Source organism: Thiohalobacter sp. COW1, from assembly GCF_016629505.1.
Classification (GTDB): domain Bacteria; phylum Pseudomonadota; class Gammaproteobacteria; order Thiohalobacterales; family Thiohalobacteraceae; genus Thiohalobacter; species Thiohalobacter thiocyanaticus_A.
This window is the reverse complement of the sequence record NZ_AP024239.1, coordinates 2,275,966-2,299,490: the sequence shown is the minus strand read 5'-3', so window position 1 is coordinate 2,299,490 and position 23,525 is coordinate 2,275,966. Positions and strand designations below refer to the sequence as shown.

Annotated in this window: 21 protein-coding genes and 1 pseudogene; 20 read left to right on the top strand and 2 right to left on the bottom strand. The window is 55.5% G+C overall.

Annotated features, from left to right (window positions below):
• Positions 1-382: 382 nt before the first annotated feature.
• The 3 genes from COW1_RS10740 (at position 383) to COW1_RS10730 (ending at position 2,661) form a co-directional block, all read left to right on the top strand.
• Entirely contained in the window at positions 383-2,110 is a 1,728-nt protein-coding gene (locus COW1_RS10740; protein ID WP_096364528.1) for a bifunctional sulfate adenylyltransferase/adenylylsulfate kinase, read from the top strand.
• A 153-nt stretch (positions 2,111-2,263) separates the two neighbouring features.
• Complete coding sequence (locus COW1_RS10735; RefSeq protein ID WP_096364530.1) at positions 2,264-2,452, top strand: type II toxin-antitoxin system HicA family toxin; 189 nt, start codon at positions 2,264-2,266, stop codon at positions 2,450-2,452.
• Positions 2,449-2,661 (top strand): type II toxin-antitoxin system HicB family antitoxin, encoded by a 213-nt coding sequence (locus tag COW1_RS10730; protein ID WP_096364532.1) that lies wholly within the window; start codon positions 2,449-2,451, stop codon positions 2,659-2,661. The genes COW1_RS10735 and COW1_RS10730 overlap by 4 nt, the downstream gene beginning before the upstream one ends.
• A gap of 435 nt (positions 2,662-3,096) precedes the next feature.
• Here COW1_RS10730 and COW1_RS10725 read toward each other — a convergent pair whose 3' ends face one another.
• On the bottom strand, positions 3,097-3,963 hold the full coding sequence (locus COW1_RS10725; RefSeq protein ID WP_201344175.1) for a DUF4351 domain-containing protein: 867 nt from the start codon (positions 3,961-3,963) through the stop codon (positions 3,097-3,099).
• Positions 3,964-4,305: 342 nt separating this feature from the next.
• A complete protein-coding gene (locus tag COW1_RS10720; protein ID WP_201344174.1) occupies positions 4,306-5,199 on the bottom strand; it encodes a hypothetical protein in 894 nt (297 codons plus the stop codon).
• A gap of 567 nt (positions 5,200-5,766) precedes the next feature.
• Here COW1_RS10720 and rfbA point away from each other — a divergent pair.
• The 17 genes and pseudogenes from rfbA to COW1_RS10630 all read left to right on the top strand — a co-directional run bounded on the left by rfbA (position 5,767) and on the right by COW1_RS10630 (position 23,517).
• Positions 5,767-6,648, top strand: a complete 882-nt coding sequence (gene rfbA / locus COW1_RS10715; protein WP_201344173.1) for a glucose-1-phosphate thymidylyltransferase RfbA — start codon at positions 5,767-5,769, stop codon at positions 6,646-6,648.
• Positions 6,645-7,193 (top strand): dTDP-4-dehydrorhamnose 3,5-epimerase, encoded by a 549-nt coding sequence (rfbC, locus tag COW1_RS10710; RefSeq protein WP_201344172.1) that lies wholly within the window; start codon positions 6,645-6,647, stop codon positions 7,191-7,193. Before rfbA ends, rfbC begins: the two co-directional genes overlap by 4 nt.
• Positions 7,194-7,319: 126 nt before the next feature.
• The gene (gene rfbD, locus COW1_RS10705) at positions 7,320-8,192 is read left to right on the top strand and encodes a dTDP-4-dehydrorhamnose reductase (RefSeq protein ID WP_201344171.1); all 873 of its coding nucleotides are present in this window, start codon (positions 7,320-7,322) and stop codon (positions 8,190-8,192) included.
• A gap of 617 nt (positions 8,193-8,809) precedes the next feature.
• Positions 8,810-9,856 (top strand): dTDP-glucose 4,6-dehydratase, encoded by a 1,047-nt coding sequence (rfbB, locus tag COW1_RS10700; protein ID WP_201344170.1) that lies wholly within the window; start codon positions 8,810-8,812, stop codon positions 9,854-9,856.
• A 68-nt stretch (positions 9,857-9,924) separates the two neighbouring features.
• Positions 9,925-10,821: a sulfotransferase gene (locus tag COW1_RS10695; protein WP_201344169.1), complete on the top strand. Its 897-nt coding sequence runs from the start codon at positions 9,925-9,927 to the stop codon at positions 10,819-10,821.
• Positions 10,822-10,845: 24 nt separating this feature from the next.
• Complete coding sequence (locus tag COW1_RS10690; RefSeq protein ID WP_201344168.1) at positions 10,846-12,399, top strand: flippase; 1,554 nt, start codon at positions 10,846-10,848, stop codon at positions 12,397-12,399.
• Complete coding sequence (locus COW1_RS10685) at positions 12,399-13,319, top strand: sulfotransferase (protein WP_201344167.1); 921 nt, start codon at positions 12,399-12,401, stop codon at positions 13,317-13,319. Before COW1_RS10690 ends, COW1_RS10685 begins: the two co-directional genes overlap by 1 nt.
• Positions 13,303-14,181, top strand: coding sequence for a sulfotransferase (locus COW1_RS10680; RefSeq protein ID WP_201344166.1), 879 nt, complete (start codon positions 13,303-13,305; stop codon positions 14,179-14,181). Before COW1_RS10685 ends, COW1_RS10680 begins: the two co-directional genes overlap by 17 nt.
• A 201-nt stretch (positions 14,182-14,382) precedes the next feature.
• Positions 14,383-15,615: an O-antigen ligase family protein gene (locus COW1_RS10675; protein ID WP_201344165.1), complete on the top strand. Its 1,233-nt coding sequence runs from the start codon at positions 14,383-14,385 to the stop codon at positions 15,613-15,615.
• A gap of 16 nt (positions 15,616-15,631) precedes the next feature.
• Positions 15,632-16,288 carry a class I SAM-dependent methyltransferase gene (locus COW1_RS10670; protein ID WP_242466421.1) on the top strand — a complete coding sequence of 219 codons (657 nt, stop codon included), beginning with the start codon at positions 15,632-15,634 and terminating at the stop codon, positions 16,286-16,288.
• Positions 16,266-17,237, top strand: coding sequence for a sulfotransferase (locus COW1_RS10665; RefSeq protein WP_201344164.1), 972 nt, complete (start codon positions 16,266-16,268; stop codon positions 17,235-17,237). The genes COW1_RS10670 and COW1_RS10665 overlap by 23 nt, the downstream gene beginning before the upstream one ends.
• On the top strand, positions 17,191-18,171 hold the full coding sequence (locus tag COW1_RS10660) for a glycosyltransferase family 2 protein (RefSeq protein WP_201344163.1): 981 nt from the start codon (positions 17,191-17,193) through the stop codon (positions 18,169-18,171). Before COW1_RS10665 ends, COW1_RS10660 begins: the two co-directional genes overlap by 47 nt.
• Before the next feature lie 155 nt (positions 18,172-18,326).
• Positions 18,327-18,722 (top strand): DapH/DapD/GlmU-related protein, encoded by a 396-nt coding sequence (locus COW1_RS10655; RefSeq protein WP_201344162.1) that lies wholly within the window; start codon positions 18,327-18,329, stop codon positions 18,720-18,722.
• Between the two features lies 1 nt (position 18,723).
• A pseudogene (locus COW1_RS10650) lies at positions 18,724-19,836 on the top strand (glycosyltransferase); the annotation flags it as partial.
• 223 nt (positions 19,837-20,059) lie between these two features.
• Positions 20,060-22,555, top strand: a complete 2,496-nt coding sequence (locus COW1_RS10640) for a family 10 glycosylhydrolase (RefSeq protein WP_201344159.1) — start codon at positions 20,060-20,062, stop codon at positions 22,553-22,555.
• 24 nt (positions 22,556-22,579) lie between these two features.
• Positions 22,580-23,050 carry a PssD/Cps14F family polysaccharide biosynthesis glycosyltransferase gene (gene pssD, locus COW1_RS10635; protein ID WP_201344158.1) on the top strand — a complete coding sequence of 157 codons (471 nt, stop codon included), beginning with the start codon at positions 22,580-22,582 and terminating at the stop codon, positions 23,048-23,050.
• Positions 23,047-23,517, top strand: coding sequence for a glycosyltransferase (locus COW1_RS10630; protein ID WP_201344157.1), 471 nt, complete (start codon positions 23,047-23,049; stop codon positions 23,515-23,517). Before pssD ends, COW1_RS10630 begins: the two co-directional genes overlap by 4 nt.
• The last annotated feature ends 8 nt before the right edge of the window (positions 23,518-23,525 follow it).

Sequence of the window (23,525 nt, the reverse complement as noted above, 5' to 3'; positions counted from 1 at the left end):
TAATCAGTGACGTAGGTCGGGTTAGCCTGCAAGGCGTAACCCGACATCATCCGCCGCTGTGTCGGGTTACGCTGCGCTAACCCGATCTACGCTTGTTTCCGTCATCCCGGCGCAGGCCGGGATCCATTTCCGCAGCGGTTTCTGGATCCCCGCCTGCGCGGGGATGACGGAAAAGGTTGGACAGGCATAGCCTTGCCCATCAAATCCCCGCCCGCCCGGCCGTTACAGACAGGGCGCGGCCGCTTTACCCCGCCGACACGGGGCCCTAAGATGACCGTGCAGCCGTCGCATGAGCGGTGGCCACATAATGATAAACTCGCTCGTCCCTACCCCCTGGATAAGCCAGAATAGAAACTGCACATTTTTGAATAAAAGGGAAAACATGGAAAATTACGCAGTCCCCCACGGCGGCGGCGAACTGGTCGACCTGCTGGTCGACGCGGCCCAGGCCGAAGCGCTGAAGGATGCCTCCAAGGATTTTCATTCCCTGACCCTGAGCCAGCGCCAGCTGTGCGATCTGGAACTGCTGATGAACGGCGGCTTCACGCCGCTCGACGGCTTCATGAACCAGGCCGCCTATGATTCGGTGCTGGAACGCATGCAGCTGCCCGACGGCACCCTCTGGCCCGTCCCGATCGTGCTGGATGTGGAGGCTAAATTCGCCGAAAAGCTGGAAACAGGCAGCAAGATCGCCCTGCGCGACGGCGAGGGCTTCATGCCCGCCGTGCTCACCGTGGAAGACATCTGGACGCCGGACAAGGCGCGCGAGGCCGAGCGGGTCTACGGCACCCAGTCCGTCCAGCACCCGGGCGTGCGCTACCTGAACGAGCAGGTGAAGCAGGTCTACATCAGCGGCCGCATCGAGGGCATCGAGACCCCGATCCATTACGATTTCGAGAGCCTGTGGGATACCCCGCAGGAACTGCGCCACCTGCTGGCCAAGATGGGCTGGCGCCGGGTGGTGGCCTTCCAGACCAGCAAGGTCATGCACCGGCTGCAGCGCGACATCACCCTGGAGGCGGCCAAGCAGGTCGGTGGCCACATCCTGCTGCACCCGACCGTGGGCATGACCAAGCCGGGCGATCTGCACTACTACGCCCGCGTACACTGCTACCAGGCCATCCGCCGCCACTTCCCGCACAACCTGGCCATGCTGTCACTGCTGCCGCTGGCCATGCGCATGGCCGGCCCGCGCGAGGCCCTGTGGCACGGCATTGTGCACAAGAACTTCGGCTGTTCGCACTTCATCGTCGGCCCGGATCACGCCTCGCCGCCCGTCGGCGGCAACGGCCAGGCCATCTTCTACAGCCAGTACGCCGCCCAGGAACTGATCGCGCAGCACCAGGACGGCCTCGGCATCGAGATGGTGCCGGTCGAATCCCACCTCTATGTGCCGCGCCGCGGCCGCTACCTGCCGGTGAGCGAGATCGAGCGCGACGGCGAGGAGGGGCTGTCCTTCAGCGAGGCCGAACTGCGCGAGCGCATCGCCCGCAATGCCGACATCCCGGACTGGTTCAGCTACCCCGAGGTCATCACCGAACTCAAGCGGGTCTGCCCGCCGCGCTCGCGCCAGGGCTTCACCCTGTTCTTCACCGGCCTGTCCGGCGCGGGCAAGTCGACGCTGGCCAAGATCATCTACGCCAAGCTGGTCGAGGCCGGCGGCCGTCCGGTGACCCTGCTCGACGGCGACATCGTGCGCCAGCACCTGTCCAGCGAACTGGGCTTCTCCAGGGAACATCGCAATATCAACGTCAACCGCATCGGCTTCGTCGCCAGCGAGATCACCAAGAACGGCGGTGTCGCCATCTGCGCGCCCATCGCCCCCTATACCGCCATGCGCCGCTCGGCCCGCGAAATGATCGAGGAGCACGGCGCCTTCATCGAGATCCATGTCGCCACCCCGCTGGAGACCTGCGAGGATCGCGACCGCAAGGGGCTCTACGCCAAGGCGCGCCAGGGCCTGATCCCGGAGTTCACCGGCATCTCGGACCCCTACGAGGTGCCGGAGAATCCGGAACTGCGCGTGGACACCACCGGCCTCAACCCGATGGAGGCGGCGCAGGAGATCTATCTCTACCTGCTGCGGGAGGGCTATCTGGACAGCGAATAGTTCTGTAGGTCGGGTCAGCCGCAGCGTGACCCGACGCGGATTGCACGCTGACGTCGGATTACGCCCTCTGGGCTAATCCGACCTACGACTACTCCCCCTATCCTCTCCTGGGAGAGGGTCGGGGAGAGGGGGTAATCGCAAAGGAGTTGCGGAATGAAAGTCAGGGAGGTGATTCGAGTGATTGAGGCGGACGGTTGGTATCAGGTCAGGATGAAAGGCAGTCACCGGCAATACAGGCACGATGTTAAAATCGGATTGGTTACGGTGCCCGGGAAATTGAATGACGACCTGGCGCCGGGTACCCTGAACAGCATATTGAAGCAGGCGGGGTTAAAGTCATGAAGTATCTGATCATAATCGAGCAGACTGAAACGGGTTACTCAGCGTATTCGCCCGATCTGCCCGGCTGCGTGTCCACCGGCGGCAGCCCAGAGGATGCCGAGGCGAACATGAAAGAGGCCATCGAGTTTCACATCGAGGGCCTGAAGGAAGATGGGCTGCCGGTACCGAAGCCGACGAGCCTGTCGTCCTACGTGGAAGTGGCGGCTTGATACCAGATCCGCACACCCAGGCACGCGGGCCGGAATAAGGTCCGCAAGGCCCGATCCCGGCAGCTGCGGACTGCCGGTTGAGCAACGCCACAGCCCCTCTCCCTTGAGGGAGAGGGGACGTTGTTTTGACGTTCCCAGTAGATCTTCTCCGCCTCTCAAGGTTGTTTAGACTATTCTGAGACGATTAATAAGACCATTATTCCCAGTCTCAAGGCAACCAAGAGTTATTTGGGTGAAAGCAAATGAGCCGACTCAGTACCGAGGAACGCGAGATCCGGGAAGCCTTTGAGAAGGGAGAGCTGAAGTGATGTAGGTCGGGTTAGCCTGCAAGGCGTAACCCGACACACCCACGGCAAGTCGGGTTACGCTGCGCTAACCCGACCTACGGATTCACCCTGATGCAGTTTGCGCGGGCAGCGCCCGCCTGCGATCTCTTCAGTTCAGGACCTCTTCCGCGCTGGCCGCGGTCAGCACCCGCTCCGACCATTCGAGCAGCTGCTCGGCATCGGCGGTCTCGATCCTTTGCCGCACCGGCTCCGGCAGGGGGCCGAATCTGCGGGTCATCTGCCGCAACAGCACCTGGGCCTCGCCCTGTTGCATGCCCTGTTGCCTGAATCGCTCTGCAAATGTACTCATCTTTTCCGCCTCTTCGCGATATTCCTCTTGATACCGCGCCCGTCCCGCCTCGTCAAGCCCGGCATAGATATCCATAAAATCCAGATACTTGAGCTGTTTCTCCGGGTGCGGTTCCAGTTCGGTCAGGCCGCGCACCGCCTGAGCGTAGACCTCCACCCGCTGGCCGGACGCATGGCGCATGTTGGGCAGGTTCAACCGGGCCACGATGTTGGGGCTGTCGCGGTACTGCTCGAACGACAGCTCAGGCAATACGCAGGCGAGGTAGTGGAATGACAGGTACGTGTGCCGCTCCCCGCCCAGCGCCAGCCGCTCACGCCGTCGGCCGCGTCTGAGAAAGACCACCACCGGCACTACCCGGTCGCAGTCCAGCAGCTCGCTCAGATCCAGGCAGTAGTGGGCCAGGCGATGGAGGGAGAACCGCCCCGGCTCGCTTTCCTCTTCCACCACGAACAGGATCGCCTCCCGGCGCCCGTCGGGCCATTGCACCTGAAGCGGGACATCCAGCTCCCGGAACCGCTCGCCGAGACGTTCCTTGAGCTGTTCCTGGCGTACCGGGGTGATCTGCACAGTCGCATCCAGCGCCTCGGCTTCAGCCGCCGCGAACAGCTCCAGCGCCTGGCGTGGGTAATCGAGAATGAGGTTCTTGAAGTTCTGGTCATGATCCATGACCGGCATCCTTGTCGGTGTCTTCCATGACACCGCGAGAGTAGCATTTTCCGGCCGGGCTTATCGCGCGGTTTCCGCCGATAATGAACTTACATAGAGCTATCACTACTTTTAGTGTAGATATTGTATTTTGTGATAGCTTCGGTTTCAGGGACGCCATCCCCACGAAGGCGGGAATCAAGGGCCAGGCCGGAACCGTCCGGGGAAAGCCTGATTAATTCCCTTTCCGTCATCCCGGCTCCCACCCCGTCATCCCGGCACCACCCCGTCATCCCGGCACCACCCCGTCATCCCCGCGCAGGCGGGGATCCAGAAACCGCCGCGCCCAGTCGATTCCACCCCTCACAACCGCCCCTCATCCCCCTGCCCATACAGCAGCAGACTCAGCACATAGATCCCCTGCGCCGTGGTGTGGAAACTGCCCACGGCCCGGCCGGGCCCGATGCCGTTGCGCGTCCACACCAGATCGCGAGCCCCCGGCAGGGGCAGCACCATCGGGGTGTTCGCCCAGGCCCCATCAGGCAGCTGGGCGCGCAGCAGACGCCGCAGCCAGGCCGGTTTGACCTGCCCGCCGGCTCCGGATTCGGTGAGCATCAGCACCCGCTGCAGGTACACATCCACCGGGCGCGGATCCCAGGTGAGCTGGCCGACCAGTCGTGCCTGCAGCCGGCTCACGGTCGCGGCCAGATCCGGATCCTGCGGGCACTGCTTGCGCTGCTGCAGCCGCAGGCCCATCAGCTGGTGGGTCACGCAGGCCGAGCGGAGGCGGTGCCCGTCGCAGAAGCCGGCCCGGTTCTGGGCCTGGATATCCGGCAGTGCCCACAGATCCGCATCGCAGGTCAGCGAAAAGATGAAATGCCGGTTGTAGTAGGGCAGCCCCTCGAGCGAGGCCGGGGTGACCGGGATCCAGACCCCGTCCTGGAACAGCGGCCGCCACAGGTAATCGGGGTCGCGCCCCAGGTAGCGCTGCGCGTAGCGGTCGAACAGCGCATGCAGCCGCGCATCCCCCGTGAGTCGGGTGCTCTGTTGCAGCATCCGCCACAGCATCGGGTTGTTGGTGGTCAGCAACTGCCCGGCGTTGACATCCGCCCAGCTGATGCCTGTCTCCAGGGCGGATTGCAGTTCCGCCTCTGCCGGCGGAGGGACGTCACGGTTGTGCTGCCAGATCCAGGCGGCATAGGTGAACAGGGGTGAGACCAGTAATATAAGTATAAATATCAGTAAGCTACGTTTCATTATTCTGCTCTTGTTGTTCTTGTGTCAGGCTTAAGTGTCAGCCATTGCCACCGTCTGCGCAATCTGTCCCCGGTGTTCTGAGTATCAAGGATTCGGTCCCGTCATGGCGTATTCCCCAAAATCCGCATATTTCCCATCATTCCCGTATTCCCCCCCCATAATCCCCGCATTTCTCCCGTCATTCCCGCGAAGGCGGGAATCCAGTGGCCGCCCGAACCGGCATGAACTGGACCACAAAAGAAACGGGACTGCCCCGTCGTTAACATGAGGGCGGTAGTCAAACGGACTCGCAACAAGCAGAATAGAGCATGGCTGGCTGTCGCCAACGCATGGCCGCCAAATAATAATTGGCTGAATTAAAAGCATAATATCGTCCTGCATGAGTCAGGGCGGAAGGGTGGAGAGGCAAGTCATGAGAAAGCCACTGCGCATCGGGAGAGGTGCTCCAACCGTAGTAGACTCCTGCGCGGCCGCGTTACCAGAGGCGATGTCAGTGACCACGACACAGGGGGTGTGCGGGCGGGGCCGGGCCCATTATGGGTATCCGGGCAGAATGAGTGAGTGGATATGAAAGGCATTATCCTCGCCGGGGGTTCGGGCACGCGGCTGTATCCGTTGACCCATGCGGTCAGCAAACAGCTGATGCCGGTCTATGACAAGCCGATGATCTACTATCCCCTGTCCACCCTCATGCTGGCGGGCATCCGCGATATCCTGCTCATCTCCACCCCCGAGGATCTGCCCAATTTTCAGCGGCTGCTGGGTGACGGTGGCCAGTTCGGCATCAATATCGCCTATGCCGAGCAGCCGCGGCCCGAGGGCCTGGCCCAGGCCTTCATCATCGGCCGCGACTTCGTCGGCAATGCTGCCAGTAGCCTGGTGCTGGGCGACAATATCTTTTATGGCCACGGCCTGGGCACCAATCTCAAACAGGCCGCTGCCCGTACCGAGGGCGCCACCGTGTTCGCCTACCGGGTGCGGGATCCCGAACGCTATGGCGTGGTTGAATTCGATGCCGGGGGGCGCGCCGTCTCCATCGAGGAAAAGCCCGCGCAACCGCGCTCGAAGTTCGCCGTTACCGGCCTGTACTTCTATGACAACCAGGTGCTGGACATCGCCCGCGACCTCAAACCTTCCGCCCGCGGCGAGTTGGAGATCACCGACGTTAATCGCATCTATCTGGAACAGCAGCAACTCAATGTCCAGCAACTCGGCCGCGGCACCGCCTGGCTGGACACCGGCACTCATGATTCCCTGCTCCAGGCTGCCACCTTCATCGAGGCCATCGAACAGCGTCAGGGGCTGAAGGTCTCCTGCGTTGAGGAGATTGCCTACCGCATGGGCTATATCGATGCCGCCCAGCTTGAGGCCCTGGCCGCTCCGCTGATGAAAAGCAACTACGGCGACTATCTGATGCAGGTGCTGGAGGAAGACGGGCAGCTGCAATGAAGATCACGCCTACGGCCATCCCTGAAGTGCTGCTGATCGAGCCTGACGTGTATGGCGATGCGCGCGGCTTCTTCATGGAAAGCTGGCATGCAACCAAGTATGCCGAGCAGGGCCTGGATGCGACCTTCGTGCAGGACAACCACTCGCGCTCGCGCCGCGGCGTCCTGCGTGGCCTGCACTATCAGCTGGAGGTGCCGCAGGGCAAGCTGGTGCGCGTTACCGCCGGCAGCGTGTTCGACGTGGCCGTGGATATCCGCAAGGGATCGCCTACCTTCGGCCAGTGGGTCGGCTATGAGCTCACCGGCGAGAACTTCCGCCAGCTCTACGTTCCCCCCGGCTTCGCCCATGGCTTCTGCGTGCTGAGCGAGTCGGCCGACTTCCTGTACAAGTGCACCGACTTCTACGCCCCCGAGACCGAGCACGGCATCCGCTGGGACGATCCGGATATCGGCATCGACTGGCCGGGCGGTGACTTTCAGATCTCCGACAAGGACGCGAACAACAAGTTGCTGCGCGACATGGGCGCGGAGTTACCGATCTATTAGTTGGGAATGGCGGTCGTAGCAGATGTAGGTCGGGTTAGGTGCGCAGCACCGTAACCCGACAGGTCGCGGGTTGTCGGGTTACGCTGTGCTAACCCGACCTACACATAAATTTTGTAAGGAGTTGCGGTGAAAGTACTGGTCACAGGCGCCGGCGGTCAGCTGGGCCGGGAATTCGTTCTGCTGCTGCAAGACGCCGGCATGGAGGCGGTCGCCCTGACGCGCAACGAACTGGACCTGACCGCCGCTGCGGATACCATTGCCGACACCATCGCGATTCACCAGGCCGACTGGATCGTGAACTGCGCTGCCTATACCCAGGTGGACAGGGCCGAGAGCGAGCCGGAGCTCGCCTACGCCGTCAACCGCGATGCTGCCGCCGCCATCGCCGAAGGTGCGCGCCGCGGCAATGGGCGCCTGCTGCAGGTTTCGACCGATTTTGTCTTCGGCGGTGACAAGAGCAGCCCCTACCGCGAGGATGACAGCCCGGCGCCGCTGGGTGTGTATGGGGCGTCCAAGCTGGCCGGCGAGCAGGCCGTGCTGGAAGTACTGCCCAGTGCATTGATCCTGCGCACCGCCTGGGTGTATGGCTGCCACGGTCATAATTTCGTGAAAACCATCCTGCGTGTGGCCGGCGAGCGCGATGAACTGCATGTGGTCGACGACCAGATCGGCACCCCGGCCTGGACCCGCGACATCGCCGGGGCCATGCTGGCGCTGATGCGGGCCGGCGCCGAGGGCGCCTACCACTTCACCAACGAGGGCGTGGCCTCCTGGTACGACTTTGCACTGGCGGTACTGGAACTGGGCGCGGCCCAGGGCTTTGGCATCAAGGCGCGCACCCTTCAGCCCATTCCCACGGCCGACTACCCCACCCCGGCCCGCCGCCCGGCTTACTCGGTGCTGAGCAAGGCAAAGATCCGCCCCCTGTTGCCCGGATCGATCCCCCACTGGCGTACCAGCCTGTCCGCCATGCTGCAGGAACTGAGTATTTCATCCTGACGGAGAAAGGGACTTGAGGAGTGTGGGGTACTCCTGGCCACTCAGACCACGTTAAGGGCCGCATGGCTCTTTTCGGACATCGGTCGAAACTGTTGGTAATGCTTGCTGTTATCCCGACAGATGGGTCATTGTTTTCCTGGCCGTCATCCCGGCGAAGGCCGGGATCCAGGGCCGCTATGCCCGAAGCAGACGCCGCACCCAGATCGGTTTGAGGCGGCTGCGTGTCCAGGCCTCTGAGGCTGGCATTGACTGGGAGGGCAAGGCCTGTGTATTTATAACTAATTGATTATAAAATAATCTTCGTCGAGCTCGGCCAGGTTTAGTTGGAGCTGGAGAGTCATGGATATAGCGGCATTGTGTCGCGCAGTGGAGAGGGTGAACGGTCAGGCCGGCCACATGATCCGCAGATCAGATACCTGTGAAGCAGATCACGCAAAGGATCGGCGAACAGCCGCCGTTAAACATACCGGTGGTGGTCAAATGCCCCGCTAACAAGCACAATAGCCTGTCGCGGCTGCCGGGGCCGCATCAAATCCGGATATAATCATAAGATATTGAAATAAAATATAATATTTCCCCGAACGTGTCGGGACTAAATGGGTGGAAGGAAATCAGGCATGAGAAAGCTGCTGATCACCGGGGGAGCCGGGTTCATAGGCTCCAACTTCGTCCATTACTGGCTGGCCAACCACCCCGGGGATCGGGTGGTGAACCTCGATGCCCTGACCTATGCCGGTAATCTGGAAAACCTCCAGGATATCGAGGGCAACCCGAATTACCGCTTCGTCCAGGGCGACATCTGCGACCGTGCCCTGGTGGAGCGGCTGTTCGAGGAAGAGGCCATCGACCACGTGGTCAACTTCGCCGCCGAATCCCACGTGGACCGCTCCATCCTCGGCCCCGAGGCCTTCATCCGCACCAATGTTCACGGCACCTTCACCCTGCTGGAGGTGGCAAGACATGCCTGGGACGGCGATCAGGGCTGCAGATTTCTGCATGTCTCCACCGACGAGGTCTACGGCAGCTTGGGCGAGACTGATCCGCCGTTCACCGAGACGACCTGCTTCGCCCCCAACAGTCCCTATTCCGCCTCCAAGGCCTCCTCCGACCACCTGGTGCGCGCCTACCACCACACCTATGGCCTGCCGGTGCTGACGACCAATTGCTCCAACAACTACGGCCCCTACCAGTTCCCGGAAAAACTCATTCCGCTGGTGATCCTCAACGCACTGGAGGGCAAGCCGTTGCCCGTGTACGGCGACGGTAAGAATATTCGGGACTGGCTGTATGTGGAAGATCATTGCAGTGGCATCGATGCCGTGCTGCAGGGAGGCAGACTGGGCGAGACCTACAATATCGGCGGTAAGAACGAGATCCGCAATCTGGATATCGTGAAGACTGTGTGCCGTATCCTGGATGAAAAGATCCCTGCGGATCGGCCGCGTGAGGAATTGATCACCTTCGTCAAGGATCGCCCGGGTCATGACCGGCGCTATGCCATCGACGCCACGAAGATTGAGTGTGATCTGGAATGGGAGCCGGCGAATACCTTCGAGCAAGGGATACGGGAAACAGTCGATTGGTATTTGCGTAATGCGCAGTGGTGTAAGAATGTCAGGGATGGATGCTATCGAGAATATTATGAGAAGCAGTATGCAGTCTGAGTGCTTTGGGGGGAATGTGTGCAGGAAATCGGGCAGCGTTACCTTACTTGCCTTGACTGCGACAGTGTGTGGTTGAGAGCGTCAGAATGCTACCTAACTTCTTCGTTGTTGGCGCGCAAAAAGCAGGGACGACCACGCTGCATAATCTGCTTCAGGCTCACCCTGAGATTTATCTCCCTGAGCAAAAAGAAACGAAGTTCTTCGTGGATGATGCGCGGTATGCGTTGGGGATAAAACATTATGAGCGAGAATATTTTTCAGAATGGAAGAATGAGCCAGCTATTGGCGAAGTGGATCCTGATTATATGTACTTCCCGCATGCCCTGGAGCGTATGAACAGGGATATGGATCTGAGTGCGACGAAATTCATCTTCCTGCTCAGGAACCCGGTTGAACGTGCCTTTTCCCATTATCTCATGACATACAGGCGTGGCCTTGAAGATCTTGAGTTTACACGGGCGCTACAGGTGGAATCGGAAAGAATAGCGACGGATTATCTGTCAAACATGCATTACAGCTATGCAAGCAGGGGGTATTACAGCGAACAGCTGGAAAGGTTTGGCAGGGTGGTGGATGAGGCCAGAATCCTGGTGCTGACAAGCGAGGAAATGCAGTCCCATCCGGAGGTATGCATGAAAAGAATATATGGCTTTCTTGATGTCGATACAGAGTATGTCCCGGAAAATATAGGTAGGAAATATCACACGGCAACAGTTCCGAAAAGCATGATGATGCTTAAAAGGCTCGAAAATAAGGATGCTTTGGAGAAAAAACTGCTTCGGCTACTAATGCCATCGAAAAAACTCAGAGGCAGGATCAGAGAGAGGCTGAATACCTGGAACCAGACAGAAGACGGGAAGCCGGTACTATCGAATGAGGCGAAAGCAATCCTGCGTGAGGCCTATCGTGAAAGCAATCAGACGCTGAATGAAAAGTATGGCGTAGACAGCCGTTTGTGGTCGTAGCGTCAAGACCGAGACAAAGAATCGATGAAACAAGGCGAAGCGGGCAAGCTGAAGCAGGTGGCCAAGGGAGGTGCGGTATTCACGTTTGGAACGATGAGTGCGTACCTGCTGAAGCTGGTGATCGGGGTGCTCGTGATTCGCTATGTCGCGGTTTCAGAGTATGGCCTGATCAGCTTCGGATATGTGCTGGCAAATATCATGGTTGTGGTGGGATCGCTTGGCTTGAGGAACAGTCTGCCCAGACTGATAGCGCAAAAACGGCAGGAGCGGGCCAGCCAGGCATCGATTGGTGAGGTATCGGGAACGGGGCTGTTACTGATGGCGCTGGGCTCGGGGATCTTGTCCTTTGTTTTTTACGGGCTGGCAGATGCCATTTCATCCTGGCTGAACAAGCCGGGACTGGAGACGGTGCTGAGGGCATTTGCGTTCCTGATAGTGCCGCTCGCGCTGCTGCAGGGGCTGACGGCGACATTTCAGGGCCGGCAGCAGGCCAGGCCGAAGGCGCTGTTTGAGGATATTACAGTCCATGTGGCCAGATTTGTCCTGGTTGTAATGACTATGGTGATCGGCCTGAGGTTTCAGGGCGTTCTGGCTGCATATGTTGCATCTGTCTGGATCGGGTTCCTGATGTTTGTTGTATTCGCGCTGACCAGGGAGAAAAAGAGCGGGATATTCAGAATAAATATGAATATAGCCAAGGGGATGCTTGCCTTCTCCATACCATTGCTGGGCGTCGGGCTCGTCAATAGACTGACGGACTGGGTGGGGACATTGCTGCTTGGCATGTATCAGTCAGCAGAGCAGGTCGCGCTGTATATGGCTCCGTCCAGGTTGCAGATCCTGCTCCTTGTTCCCATGATGGCGCTTGGTTTTATTTATACCCCCATTGCAACGCGGCTGCATGTATCGAGTAACCATTCGGAGCTTAAAAGGCTGTATGAGAGCGGAACCAAGTGGGTCGTGGTGTTTACGCTTCCCCTGGCGATGTATTTTGTCATTGACGCTGAATATATAGTGACGCTGTTGTTCGGGAGGGAATATGCCGCCTCGGCTGTGGTGTTGCAGATTATTGCCCTGGGGTATGCAGTCCATTCGATTATGGGTCCGAACGTGGCGACGCTCGTTTCCTGCGGTAGGCCGAAATATGTGCTTTACGGAAGTATGGCAGCCTCAGGTGCGGCGATTGCTCTGGGATATCTTCTCATCCCTGAATATGGGGCGACAGGTGCGGCTGTGGCGTCCACTGCTGCACTGATTACATCCAATATGATTGCTTCGGCTCTGTTGTTCCGCCAGACAGGTGTTCATGCGCTGAATGCGAGGTTTGGTGTGATGGTGATGTTGTTGGTCGCGTGCTGTGCTGTGCTTTACTTCGTTGGGATGATGCCAGCGGCAGACAATCATTTCGGCCATGCAGGGCTCTTCGTTGGAGTTTATGCGTTTGCGCTGGTATTGCCGGTTGCGGTTGGCTGCCTGGACAGCATGGATTTTGAGATGCTAGGAAGCATTGAAAAAAGGCTGACAGGACAAAGTGGGCTTTCTGGCCTGCTGCGCAGGTATTCAATAGGGGCGAAGTGATGGGGGTTGATGACATCCTGCATAATAAGGTGGTATTTCACATTGGGTACCACAAGACTGGGTCCACGTGGCTGCAGAACGTTTATTATGAGCAGCACCCGCACATCAGGCTGATAAATAATACCGTCCGGCCGTGGGATGACGGGTTTTTGAGGTCGCTCATCGGTGTATCTGAGCGCGACTTCGATGCGCAAGAATCAAGGGCGCTGCTCCGTAAGCAGATCAAGGAATGCGGGTTGGCTGAGGGGGATGTGGCGGTCGTTTCCGCTGAGCGGATGTCGGGACATCCATGTTCGGGAGGCTATGACAGTCTGATGCTTGCTCGGCGTATAAATAAAGTAGCACCAGAAGCGAGAGTTTTCTGTCTTATACGTGGCCAGGTAGAGATGATCGAGTCTGTTTACAGGCAACTCGTATCCGAGGGTTACACGGGGAAGCCCGAAAGCCTGTTGGAAAGGAGGATGTGGAAAACTGTGGCCTTTGATCTGGGCTTTTATGAATATGACAAGATGTACCACGAGTATGCGGATCGATTTGGCGCAGAGAATGTAATGTTCGCACAATACGAATATCTGAGGAGGCGGCCAGAGATACTTCTGACAGAAATGGCAGACTTTTTCGGGGTAAGACATGAGCAGCCAATGCAAGACAGTGAAGCTGTTGCCAGAAGTCTTCCGGCATATGCAGTGAACATAGTGCGATTGATGAATCGATTCAGGAAAACTGAACTTAATCCATTTCCGGCTGTATGTATGCCCGAATTTGTGCGTTCATTGGTGGTATCGGGGCTGAGGAAGTCCAGAAAAAAAGGGCGTGTTCTACGGCAGTATCAGCGCGAGTATATAAGAGCGTATTTTGCTGATTCGAACAGGCGTATGGCTCAGCGCATGGAGCTTGACCTGAATGCATACCCAAGGTGATATGCGGTCACCGATACTTTTGACCAGTATGCCAAGGTCTGGTTCGACCTGGTGTATGAAGATTCTGGCGAAGAGCGGAAATGTCTGTGCAATGATGGAGCCGGACCATCTCGATGTTTGGGGGCTAGGCGACAAGGGAATGCACCCGCATGTCGACGTCGAAATGGAAAATCGTCCTTACGAGCAGATCTATAAGGCGGGATTTTCCGGGCACACCAGGAGGCGGATGTCGCCCAGCCGTGGTTATCTGGCGCATGTGCGACGTGAGTTCACGCAATACATGCAACCCGCCAGGCGAGTAATATTGAAGTCCGTCTACAGCCTTGCAAATACTGAATGGATTTATAAGCGGTTCAGGCCGGTTGTGGTAGTGCTGCTGCGCAATCCCTACAGTGTTTGCCACAGCATACACAGAAAATGGCCGGATGCACGGTTGAAGCCGCTGGCCAGCCAAGGTGGCCTGCCGTCGCGCCTGCTCGGTCCGCACCGGGAACTGCTGGAGGCTGCTGCCAAGCCTTACGAAATCCTTGCCTCGCGGCTGGGGGCATACCATAAGGTGGCGCTGGAGGCGGCAGGCAGGCATCCGGAGTGGGTGGTCGTGCGGCATGAGGATCTGTGCCGTGACCCGCTTCGCGCGTACGAGAAGTTGATTGGGGATATAGGGCTGGATTGGAACGAGTCGGTGGCTGGCTACATCAGGGATACGAATAAGCCTAAAACCTCGGATGAGGTGCAGCATGTCAATCGCCTGTCCTCAGATGAGATCCATAAGTGGAAGATGCTGCTCAGTGAGCAGGAGATCGAGGATGTCAGGAGATTCTACAGACCGTTTGATATGGGATTCTACAGCGAGATACTGTAGTCGCCGTCTGGTATGAGGCGGCGGTTGCCACCTGATACCTGCCATGGCGTTCTGCAGTACGGTTAGTCAGGGGATGGACTGTTTGAAAGGCGGATACGCGAAAACCAGGTCATGATATACATATTTCTTATAACGATAATCTTCCTGTGCTATGACACCTTCACCCTGCTCCCCTGGTATCACATCAAGGGAGTTTTCAGGGTGAGCGACCTGGGACTGCTGCTGGTCATGTGTGCCTTTGTGTGGCTGTTTCTTCGGAGCAGAAACCGATCGATCGTGTTCAACAGCATTGGCATAGTGATCTTCATGTATTTGCTGATGACACTCGTACAGGTGGCTATTGCAACAATCAACTACGATCAGTCGATAATCAGCGGTCTGATACAGAGCAGGCATCAGTTCTACTACTTGTCATATTTCGTGTTTCTCATGGCCCTCCATGAATCTGGGCGAGCGAAGAAATTTCTGAATTACTGTGCATTACTCGGGGCGGCAGTCGTTATCCTGTCGTTGATCAATTATCTCGGAATATCTGTCTTTCATCATCGCTGGGCGGAAGGGCAGGGCGTCAGGTCGGGTATCGTCAGGGCTTACATCCCGGGGATGAATCTGATCGCAATGCTGTTTATCTGGTACATGGTGCGCTATGTGGTGAATGGCAGACTCACGAGCAGATATGGCCTTGGTATGTTGTTTTTCTTCTTTGCGCTCCTATTCCGCCAGACGCGGGGAAGGATTATAGCGGCCGCACTGGCGGCGGCATGGATCATGTTTGTCGAAAAGCGGTTCAAGATGCTGGCGGGTGCTGCCGCTGCCATGCTGCTGGTCGGTGCAGGTCTTGGGCTGATGGCTGAGAGAAATCTCCTGCTTACCACGTTTGAAAGCGCCTATGAGGATGTGTCGGAAGGCGAGGGAACCTGGCGAGGGCGGATGATAACGATCCAGAATGCCTGGGAGACGTTCCTGGAGCATCCTGTGATGGGGAGCGGCGCAAGGTTTATCCGTCAGGCAGATAGCAGTAAGGTTACATCCGAGATGCTGGAGGACGCGTACCAGGGAGACCTCGGCTACGCGCACTGGTTGAAGAACTTCGGACTGGTCGGCGTCGCCTGGCTTCTTGCACTGGCATACTATGCAGGCAAACAAGCAATACGCAATCGGCGCATACATCCGGACAGCGAGGAGATGAAATTCGGCGAATACCAGCTGGTGCATATTGCGATCAGCTTTGTCACCATTAATTACCTTGTCAATCCAGAGGGGATCATATTCGTTTGCCTGGCGCTAGCGTTGCTGCATTGCAGGGCGGAGTCAGATCTGAAAGCAGGTGAGGCTGAGCCGAAGCAGCCGGAACGAGAAAATAACAATAGGATCCTGCGCAGGAGAAATGGGGTGAATGAGGGTTCGGCGATATCTGTTGGCGGGGCTGGTTGATGATGCGGAGTGAAGAATGAAGGCGATGATCAAGAAAATAAAAAGCCGCGTCATGCATGCCTCTCGGGAAAGCAAGCTGGATCATTTCTATTCACTATATTCCGGCGGTAAGGTTCTGGATGTAGGTGTCTCGGGCAGTACCACGATGTCGGCGGGTAATCTGTTTCTGAATACGTTCAGGGCGGCGGATGAAATGTATGTGGGGCTTGGGATAATGGACCTGTCCGAGCAGAAGAAGAAATATCCTGGTCGGAGTTTCGTGCAGTATGCGGGCGGTCGGTTTCCATTCGCGGATAACGAATTCGAGTGGGTATTCAGTAATGCGGTAGTGGAACATGTGGGGCTGGACGATGATCAGCTTGGATTCGTGAACGAGATGATCAGAGTATCTCGATATGTTTTCTTTACAACACCGAATAAATATTTTCCCGTCGAAGCACATACCAATCTTCCCTTCCTGCACTGGAACAACCGGCTGTTCTACAACTGGTGTAGGAAAAACAGGCCCTGGACAACGAAGGAAAATCTGTATCTGTTCAGCTACCGCAGGCTAAAAGCGCTGATGGATAAATCAATCGCGGGAGAGTACAAAATATATCGTAATCAGCCGGCGTTCTGGCCCATGACCTTTACCGTGGTATGTGCTCGAGATGGATCAGCCGGCGACCAGTGATAATCCGGGCGGGGTGGACCCGCTATTCATAGTCGGGCTGCCACGTACCGGCAGTACGCTATGGTCTAATGTGATTGCCTGCGACGACGAAACGATGAGATTCGGGGAAATGCATTTCCTGAATCCATGGCATCACGATTTCAGAACATTCGTAAGAAAAGAAACAGGGCCGCTGAGCGTCGATGTCAATGTCGAGCGTCTTGTTACTAAGCTTTTCATGGACAGGCCATGGACAGGACTGAGAGGAAATTTCTGGGAGCAGATAAGGCGGATCGATCCGGAGACTCTGCGGGACAGGATATATGCAGAGATCATCGGCTCTGACCGCAGTCTTGGTGCGGTTTTCAGAACTCTGGTGACGGAATCGACGCGGATACGCGGCTACAGGAAATGCCTGATAAAGTTCCCGGTATATGTAAACCATATTCAGGACCTCCTTGGTTGGTTTCCCGGCGCGCGAATCATGCATATCACAAGGGATCCTCGGGGGACCGTCGTGTCCAAGCTCAGTGATCCGGGCGGCACTGAGAAACGCCTTGCAAGGTATCCGTTGATGACGCCCCTGATTCGCACGACCATGAAGTCGTTCGTCGTGATTCAGTACAGGTGGGCGGCGGCAATGCATCGTAGGATGGCCGGAAATGAAAAGAGCTACAGAGTATTCAGATACGAAGACCTGGTGACCGATCCGGAGGCAACGATAACTGCACTCTGTGATTTTGCCGGCATTGCGTATTCCAGCAGGATGCTCGAACCGAGAGCAGGGCAGCCCTCGAGTATTACTGGAGAAAAGCGGGCCGGATTCGATCCTTCGTCGGCCACCAGGTGGCGGTCCCGGTTGGGCGGTCTGGAAGCCGATATCATAAAAAAGCTGACATACAGAGCGATGCTGGATTTCGGTTATGATCCTGACAATCATCCAACCATGCGTGCAGATGCAAGAGGTTGATACGATGTCGATTGGGGAAGAGCGTGAGCCATCCAAGGACCTGCTGATATCAATCGTCAATGGCAACGACCGCGGATACATATATGAGTGCGTCGAATCAATCATCAGAAATACCCAGGGTATAACCTACGATATAGTCGTGATCGACAATTGCACCGGTGATGCCAGGCTGTCGGAGCTTGAAGAGATGGGCGCGACCCTGATGCGGAATGAGCGTCCCATGGGCTTTTCAAGCAACCATTCCCAGGTTCTGCCTATGTTGGATGGCTACAGATACCTTCTGGTATTCAATGATGATGCGTATCCTGCAAATAACGCGTTTGGCATGATGATCCGCGAGTTGGACGATGAACCCACTACGGCCATTGCTGGGTGCAGGATCATCGGGGTTGACGGTGAAGACCAGCCCGGCGCCGCGCCTTTTCCCGGGTTGAGGTACTTTGTGACCAATGCGCTGGGTATCGACAGGGACAAGGGGGCGCGATATCCGCGTATCTTTACTGAATATATCGATTTCAGCAAGAGCGGGTATGTGGACTGGGTGAGCGGGTGCTCCATGATGCTGAGGACGGCCTTCATCCGTGAACACGGTTTCCTGGACACGGGCTATTTCATGTTTCTGGAGGATACCGATATCTGCAGGCGTGCCCGGGCTGCGGGCTACCGGGTGAAATATATGGCACAGGCCACAGTGGTGCACTATGGCGGGGGGAGCAGCAAGGTCAAAGGCAAGGGGATAACGCCCCAATTATATATCGAAACGCAACGCAGCAGGTTGCGCTATCTGAAGAAATATACGCTGATGTCTTACTTCTTATACTGGGGTTTCATCAACATATATGTCTATCTGAAAGTCCTTAAGTCTGCACTCAGTGGAGACATGGAGTGGGTAAATGGGGCTCTAAGTAAGACAAAAAAAAGGTTGCTTACATAGACCATTATATGATGAGTAGCAGAACTATTAGTTATTCACCGTACAATTTGGTTTTTGCGTTGCTGACGACGTCATATGCTTCCGTTGTAGCACCAGCGAGTCGCTGGTTGAGATATCAGGTCTGCCGTGGACTGTTCGCGGAATGTGGTCACGATGTGAATATAGAGCAAGGGGCATTCTTCGGTAGCGGGAAAAATATCCGTATCGGTGACAGGTCCGGGTTGGGGGCTAATTGCAGAGTTCCCTACGATATCACCATTGGCAGGAATGTGATGATGGGGCCGGATGTAATGATCTTCGGAGTCAACCATGAATTTCATGATACTTCTGTTCGTATGATAGACCAGGGTTACTCGGCACGGGCACCAGTCAATATTGCCGATGATGTGTGGATCGGTGCGCGTGCGATAATTCTGCCCGGCGTTTCGCTTGGGAAAGGAGCTGTCGTGGCGGCTGGCGCGGTAGTAACCAGAAATGTAAATGAATACGAGATTGTTGGAGGGAATCCGGCGAAGGTGATCCGGAACAGAAGGTCATCGGATTCAGACTGAGATGAAGATACTGGTTGTGGCCGAAGATTTTCCGCCGAACCAGGGCGGCATTGCTGAGTATTCGTTGAATCTGAGCAATGCGCTTGCGGCCATCGGGCATGACTTAACGGTTGTGACAGCGCATGTCGAGCATGATGAGAAGATCGACGCGGCCGTGGATTACGAGGTCATCAGAATAGGGCAGAAGGGAGTACGGCAGCAGCGCCTTGGACTGCTTTTCCGCTGGAAGGCAAATGAGAGGTTTCGTAAGGAGCTTCACAAGCTTGTCGATCAGCTTGGCGAGGGTGGCGGTCCGGATCTCACTATTGTGACTTCGGTAAGTGAGTGGGCCAGGGTGCCGATGAAACGCGGCATGCAGTATGCGGTATGTGTGCATGGAGGTGACGCACTCGGGACAAGAACTGACCTGATCCGCAGCCTGTACAGGAAGCTTGTGGTTAGAAAAGTGCTGAATCGCTCACGAATGATATTTGTGAACAGCCGTTTCACGGCTGACCAGATAAGTGGTTTGGTCCGGAATGAAGAAAAGATACAGGCCACCTATTGCGGTGTGTCGCAGGAATTTTCAGACAAGGTGGACCAGGCCCGGCGTGAGCTTGAGAGTGAAACAGAAACAGAGAAATACTCGTTGTTGATGGTGTGCCGTCTTGTGCCGATCAAGGCGTGTGATGTAGTCATCAGGGCGGTTGCAGAGTTGAAGGGTGCATATCCGGGAATGTCGCTCGATATCGCTGGTGATGGTCCTGAGCGAGAATCACTGGAGCGGCTGGTGGCGGAGTTGGATGTCGCAGATTCTGTCAGATTTCGTGGGTATGTGAGTGATATCCGGGAAAAGGCCAGGCTGTTCGCGCAGGCGTCGCTGATCGTTCAGTCCGGAAGAATAGATCCTGCGGAAGGTAGGCCGGAAGCCTTCGGTTTGTTTTTGCCGAAGCAGGGATGGCATCAAAGCCAGCAATCGGACCGCGTATAGGAGGCGTTCCTGAGGTGGTGATTGATGGCGTAACCGGGTTGTTGGCCGAGCCCGATGATGTCAAGAGTATGGTGTCGGCTATCGATCGTGTTTTGGCATCAGATGAGCTGAGGCACCGAATGGGTGCGGCCGGGCGCGAGCATGTAATAAACAAATTCTCGTATGAGAAGATCGCGCAAAGCATAATCTCATATATGACAGGCATGAACTGACATGTATGCAGCGATACCCTGCCGTTGGCTAAGCGATAATGTATAACCTTCACAAAGTCCATTTAAATTCCATGCGTGTAGGCGTTCTCGCATTCGGGATAATCCTGCTCATATTTTCATGCGGTGTGTGTGCTGATGCAGGACAGTATCCTATTATGCTGGATATTGAATGGGGAAAGGGTGGAGGTAGTGATTGGGATGGCGGTATTTCGGTCCATGGAGGCACGCTGGTGTCTGCCGAACCGCTTCTGCTTAACAAGGAGGACAGCATCGAATCCATCACCTCGGAATCCATTACATGGAAGTCGCTTGTAAGTGGCGCGAGTGATGCCATAGTCCTTCGTTTGGAGGGCGATGAACGAACCCTGCTACGATTCAGGCGCGGGACGGAGCACGTGGACATCAGAATAAGCGAACTTCTCGATGGCCCTGAGCGGTACAGCCTCCCTGAATCGCAGGGCTTGATTGATGCAAGACGGTCACGAAGTTCAGTGTTTGAGTTGAAGAAGAACGTAGAAAGATATGTTTTTTCCCCTGGAGAAACATTGCGATTACAGCTGGGCGTTGACCTGCTACCCGCGTACAGCCGGGAAACGATAAAGTATGAATTGTGTATCACTGACGATCTTGCAGATGATAGCAATTACCGGGAATGTAGAATGGGAATAGCCAATAGGATAGATGAGGTATTTTCCATTGATGAATCAGTTGCTCTTCCGGTTGAAGAGGGTGTTTACAGCCTACGGTTGACATCATCTGAATTCCCGGTCGAACTCAGTCAGTACCGCTTGCAATTTGTTGTCATTGATCCGTATAAGCAAGTAGAGAGCATGGATAATGCAGGCTCTAGAACAAGAGTGGTCGACTATATAGATGCTTCGAAAGCCCATCCGGAGTCTGTGTTCAGGGATGACGGGGAATCAGTCGTAAAATCATCGGGCGGTGTGACCTACAGAGGTTCAGGCACAGACGGGGAAAGCTCCAGAGGCAGAAAGAGCCTCAGTGAAGTGCGAACTAGTTGGTTCGCATATCGACTGAAGGTGGATGCGCCGGGAAAACCTCATCGCCTCGAGATAACGTATCCAGCCGACGTCAGGATGCGATACGTTGTCAGCCTGTTTGAGGACGAGAAATATACCCGATCTGAAAACCTGGTCGATCAGGGTATTGTCTCTGATGGTGGTGGCAAGCCCGGTGATGTCAGGACTAAAGAGATAATTTTCTGGCCAAGAACACATGGCCCTGCCGTGGCATTCGTTAACGCACTTACAGGCAGCCGTGCTTCTGTAGTTGATATTACTCTGAAGGAATATACTGATGGTCTTCCGGATAATTCAGATAAATATAATAAGGAAGAGATAACCATAGGCCCTTACTTCGAAGAAAGCCATCTTCCACGGCATCTCGGTGGGGCACCCTCGTTGGATAATAGCAGCGGTCTCAGTTCGGGTAGCTATACCGATTGGACTGCATACTATGAGGCCGTGACAAGGCTAGCTCAGATGCTCAAGTACCGGGGGGAGAATGCCGCCATGTTTCCTGTGCTGACCTATGGCGCCAGTCTTTATCCATCAGAGTATATTGATAGCAGCGATCGATATGATACAGGCATAAACTACAGGGATGGAAGACATCCGCAGCAGAAGGACATTGTCGAATTGATTCTCAGAGTATTTGATCGGGATGGTCTGAGATTTATACCGGTGTTCGCGTTCTATAGCCGCCTTCCTGGTGTTGAGGCTCATCTAGAGAAACATCCTTCTGATTCCGATGGTGTACTTATGAGGCATAGAAATGGCGAGTATGCACACCGAGCACTCAGGTTTGCTGGTGGTGGGGAGTTTGGGCCCGCGTACAATCCTTTGCATCCAGTTGTGCAGGGCGAACTGACAAAAATCATCAATGAATTTGTCGACCGGTATGGTGAGCATGACTCTCTGACGGATATCGCCATACAGATCAATACTACCGGATGGACTCAGTACCCGGGACTCGATTGGGGTTATGATGCATACTCCTTGACCGCCTTTACTGGGGAGTTTCCTGAATACGCCGGCGGAACCGGCTCCCATGGGAGCAGAGCGAATATTGTCGACAATATATTCAGTGATGAGGGCGCAAGGGAAACCTGGGTGCGATGGAGAGGCATCAGGGTTGCAGAATTCTATCGAGAGCTGAATGATATTGTCGGCAATGCTGGGGCGGATAGGAAACTCGTGGCGGCATACATGAATATATTCAGCTCGAGATACACGGATATCAGGCCGCGGCAGGCATTGAAAAAATCAATTCCACCTGAAAGGATTCTTGCTGAAAAGGCTGTAAGTCCATCGATACTGAATGAGCTTGCAGGAATGCGTATCTGGCGACCGATCAGAGTGCCGTATGCATTCACAAGAAAACCGGATAATATTGCCCTGTTCTCAGTCCAAAAAGATATTGAAGAGTTTTTCATTCGAGCCGGATCAGATGGTGCGGTCGAATTTAACGATTATTTTGAATCGAAGGCGCCTGGTATCAGTTCTAACTGGTGGTGGGATATGAGATACAAAACAGTCGCGACCGTGCAGCACCCGGAAATGTATATGAAATTCAAGCTTCCCGAAGACCGGGTCTATATGTATGGTGGCTGGCAGTTCCTGCAACACTAAATCAAATACTGTCGAGAAGAATAAATGAGTTCAGGCGAAAATAAAAAAATTATGCTGGTATGCTCTTCGGGCGGGCACCTGCTGCAGCTATGGAGTTTGAGTAAACCGCTTTGGGAGAATTATGACCGCGTATGGGTGTCGTTCAAAAAGTCTGATGCGGAATCCCTGTTGAAGCAGGAAAAAATCTATTGGGGACACTATCCAACAAACAGGGATCTGAAGAACCTTGCCAGAAATCTGGTGCTGGCCTGGAAGATATTGAGAGTTGAGCAGCCAGATTGTGTAATCAGTACGGGCGCGGGGATTGCTGTACCTTTTCTTGTCCTCGGGAAGCTCTTGGGTGCAAAATCAATTTATATAGAAAGTTTTGCCAGGAAGAGCAACATATCGCTCACGGGGCGTCTCGTCTATTATTTTGTCGATAACTTCTTCGTGCAGTCCGAACAACTGGCAGAACGTTATAATAAAGCGGTATACAGAGGAACAATATATTGATATTTGCTCTGGTTGGCACGCATGAACAGCAGTTTGACCGCCTTGTGCGAGCGCTTGATCAGCTCGATACGGATGAGGCGAGAATTGTGCAGTATGGCTATTCGAGCTACAAGCCCGCGAATTGCGATGCATACAAGTTCCTTCCGTTTGATGATGTCAGGCGTTACATGGAAGCAGCTGATGTAGTTATTACTCATGCCGGAACTGGTAGCGTGATGTTTGCGCTTTCGCTGGGAAAGCGACCGATTGTTGCGCCCAGATATGCGAAATACGGCGAGCATGTCGATGACCACCAATTGCAACTTGTCAATGCGCTGATAGAGGACGGCCTGGTCGTTCCGTATCTTGATGGTGACAGCCTGGAACAGAGAATCGAAGAAGTTAAGTCTCATGATCAAGGCAATCGGGCGATCGAGCCGGATCAAAGGCTAGTTGCCGATTTGAAACGAATCATCGATGAATCCTGAGTGCGTTG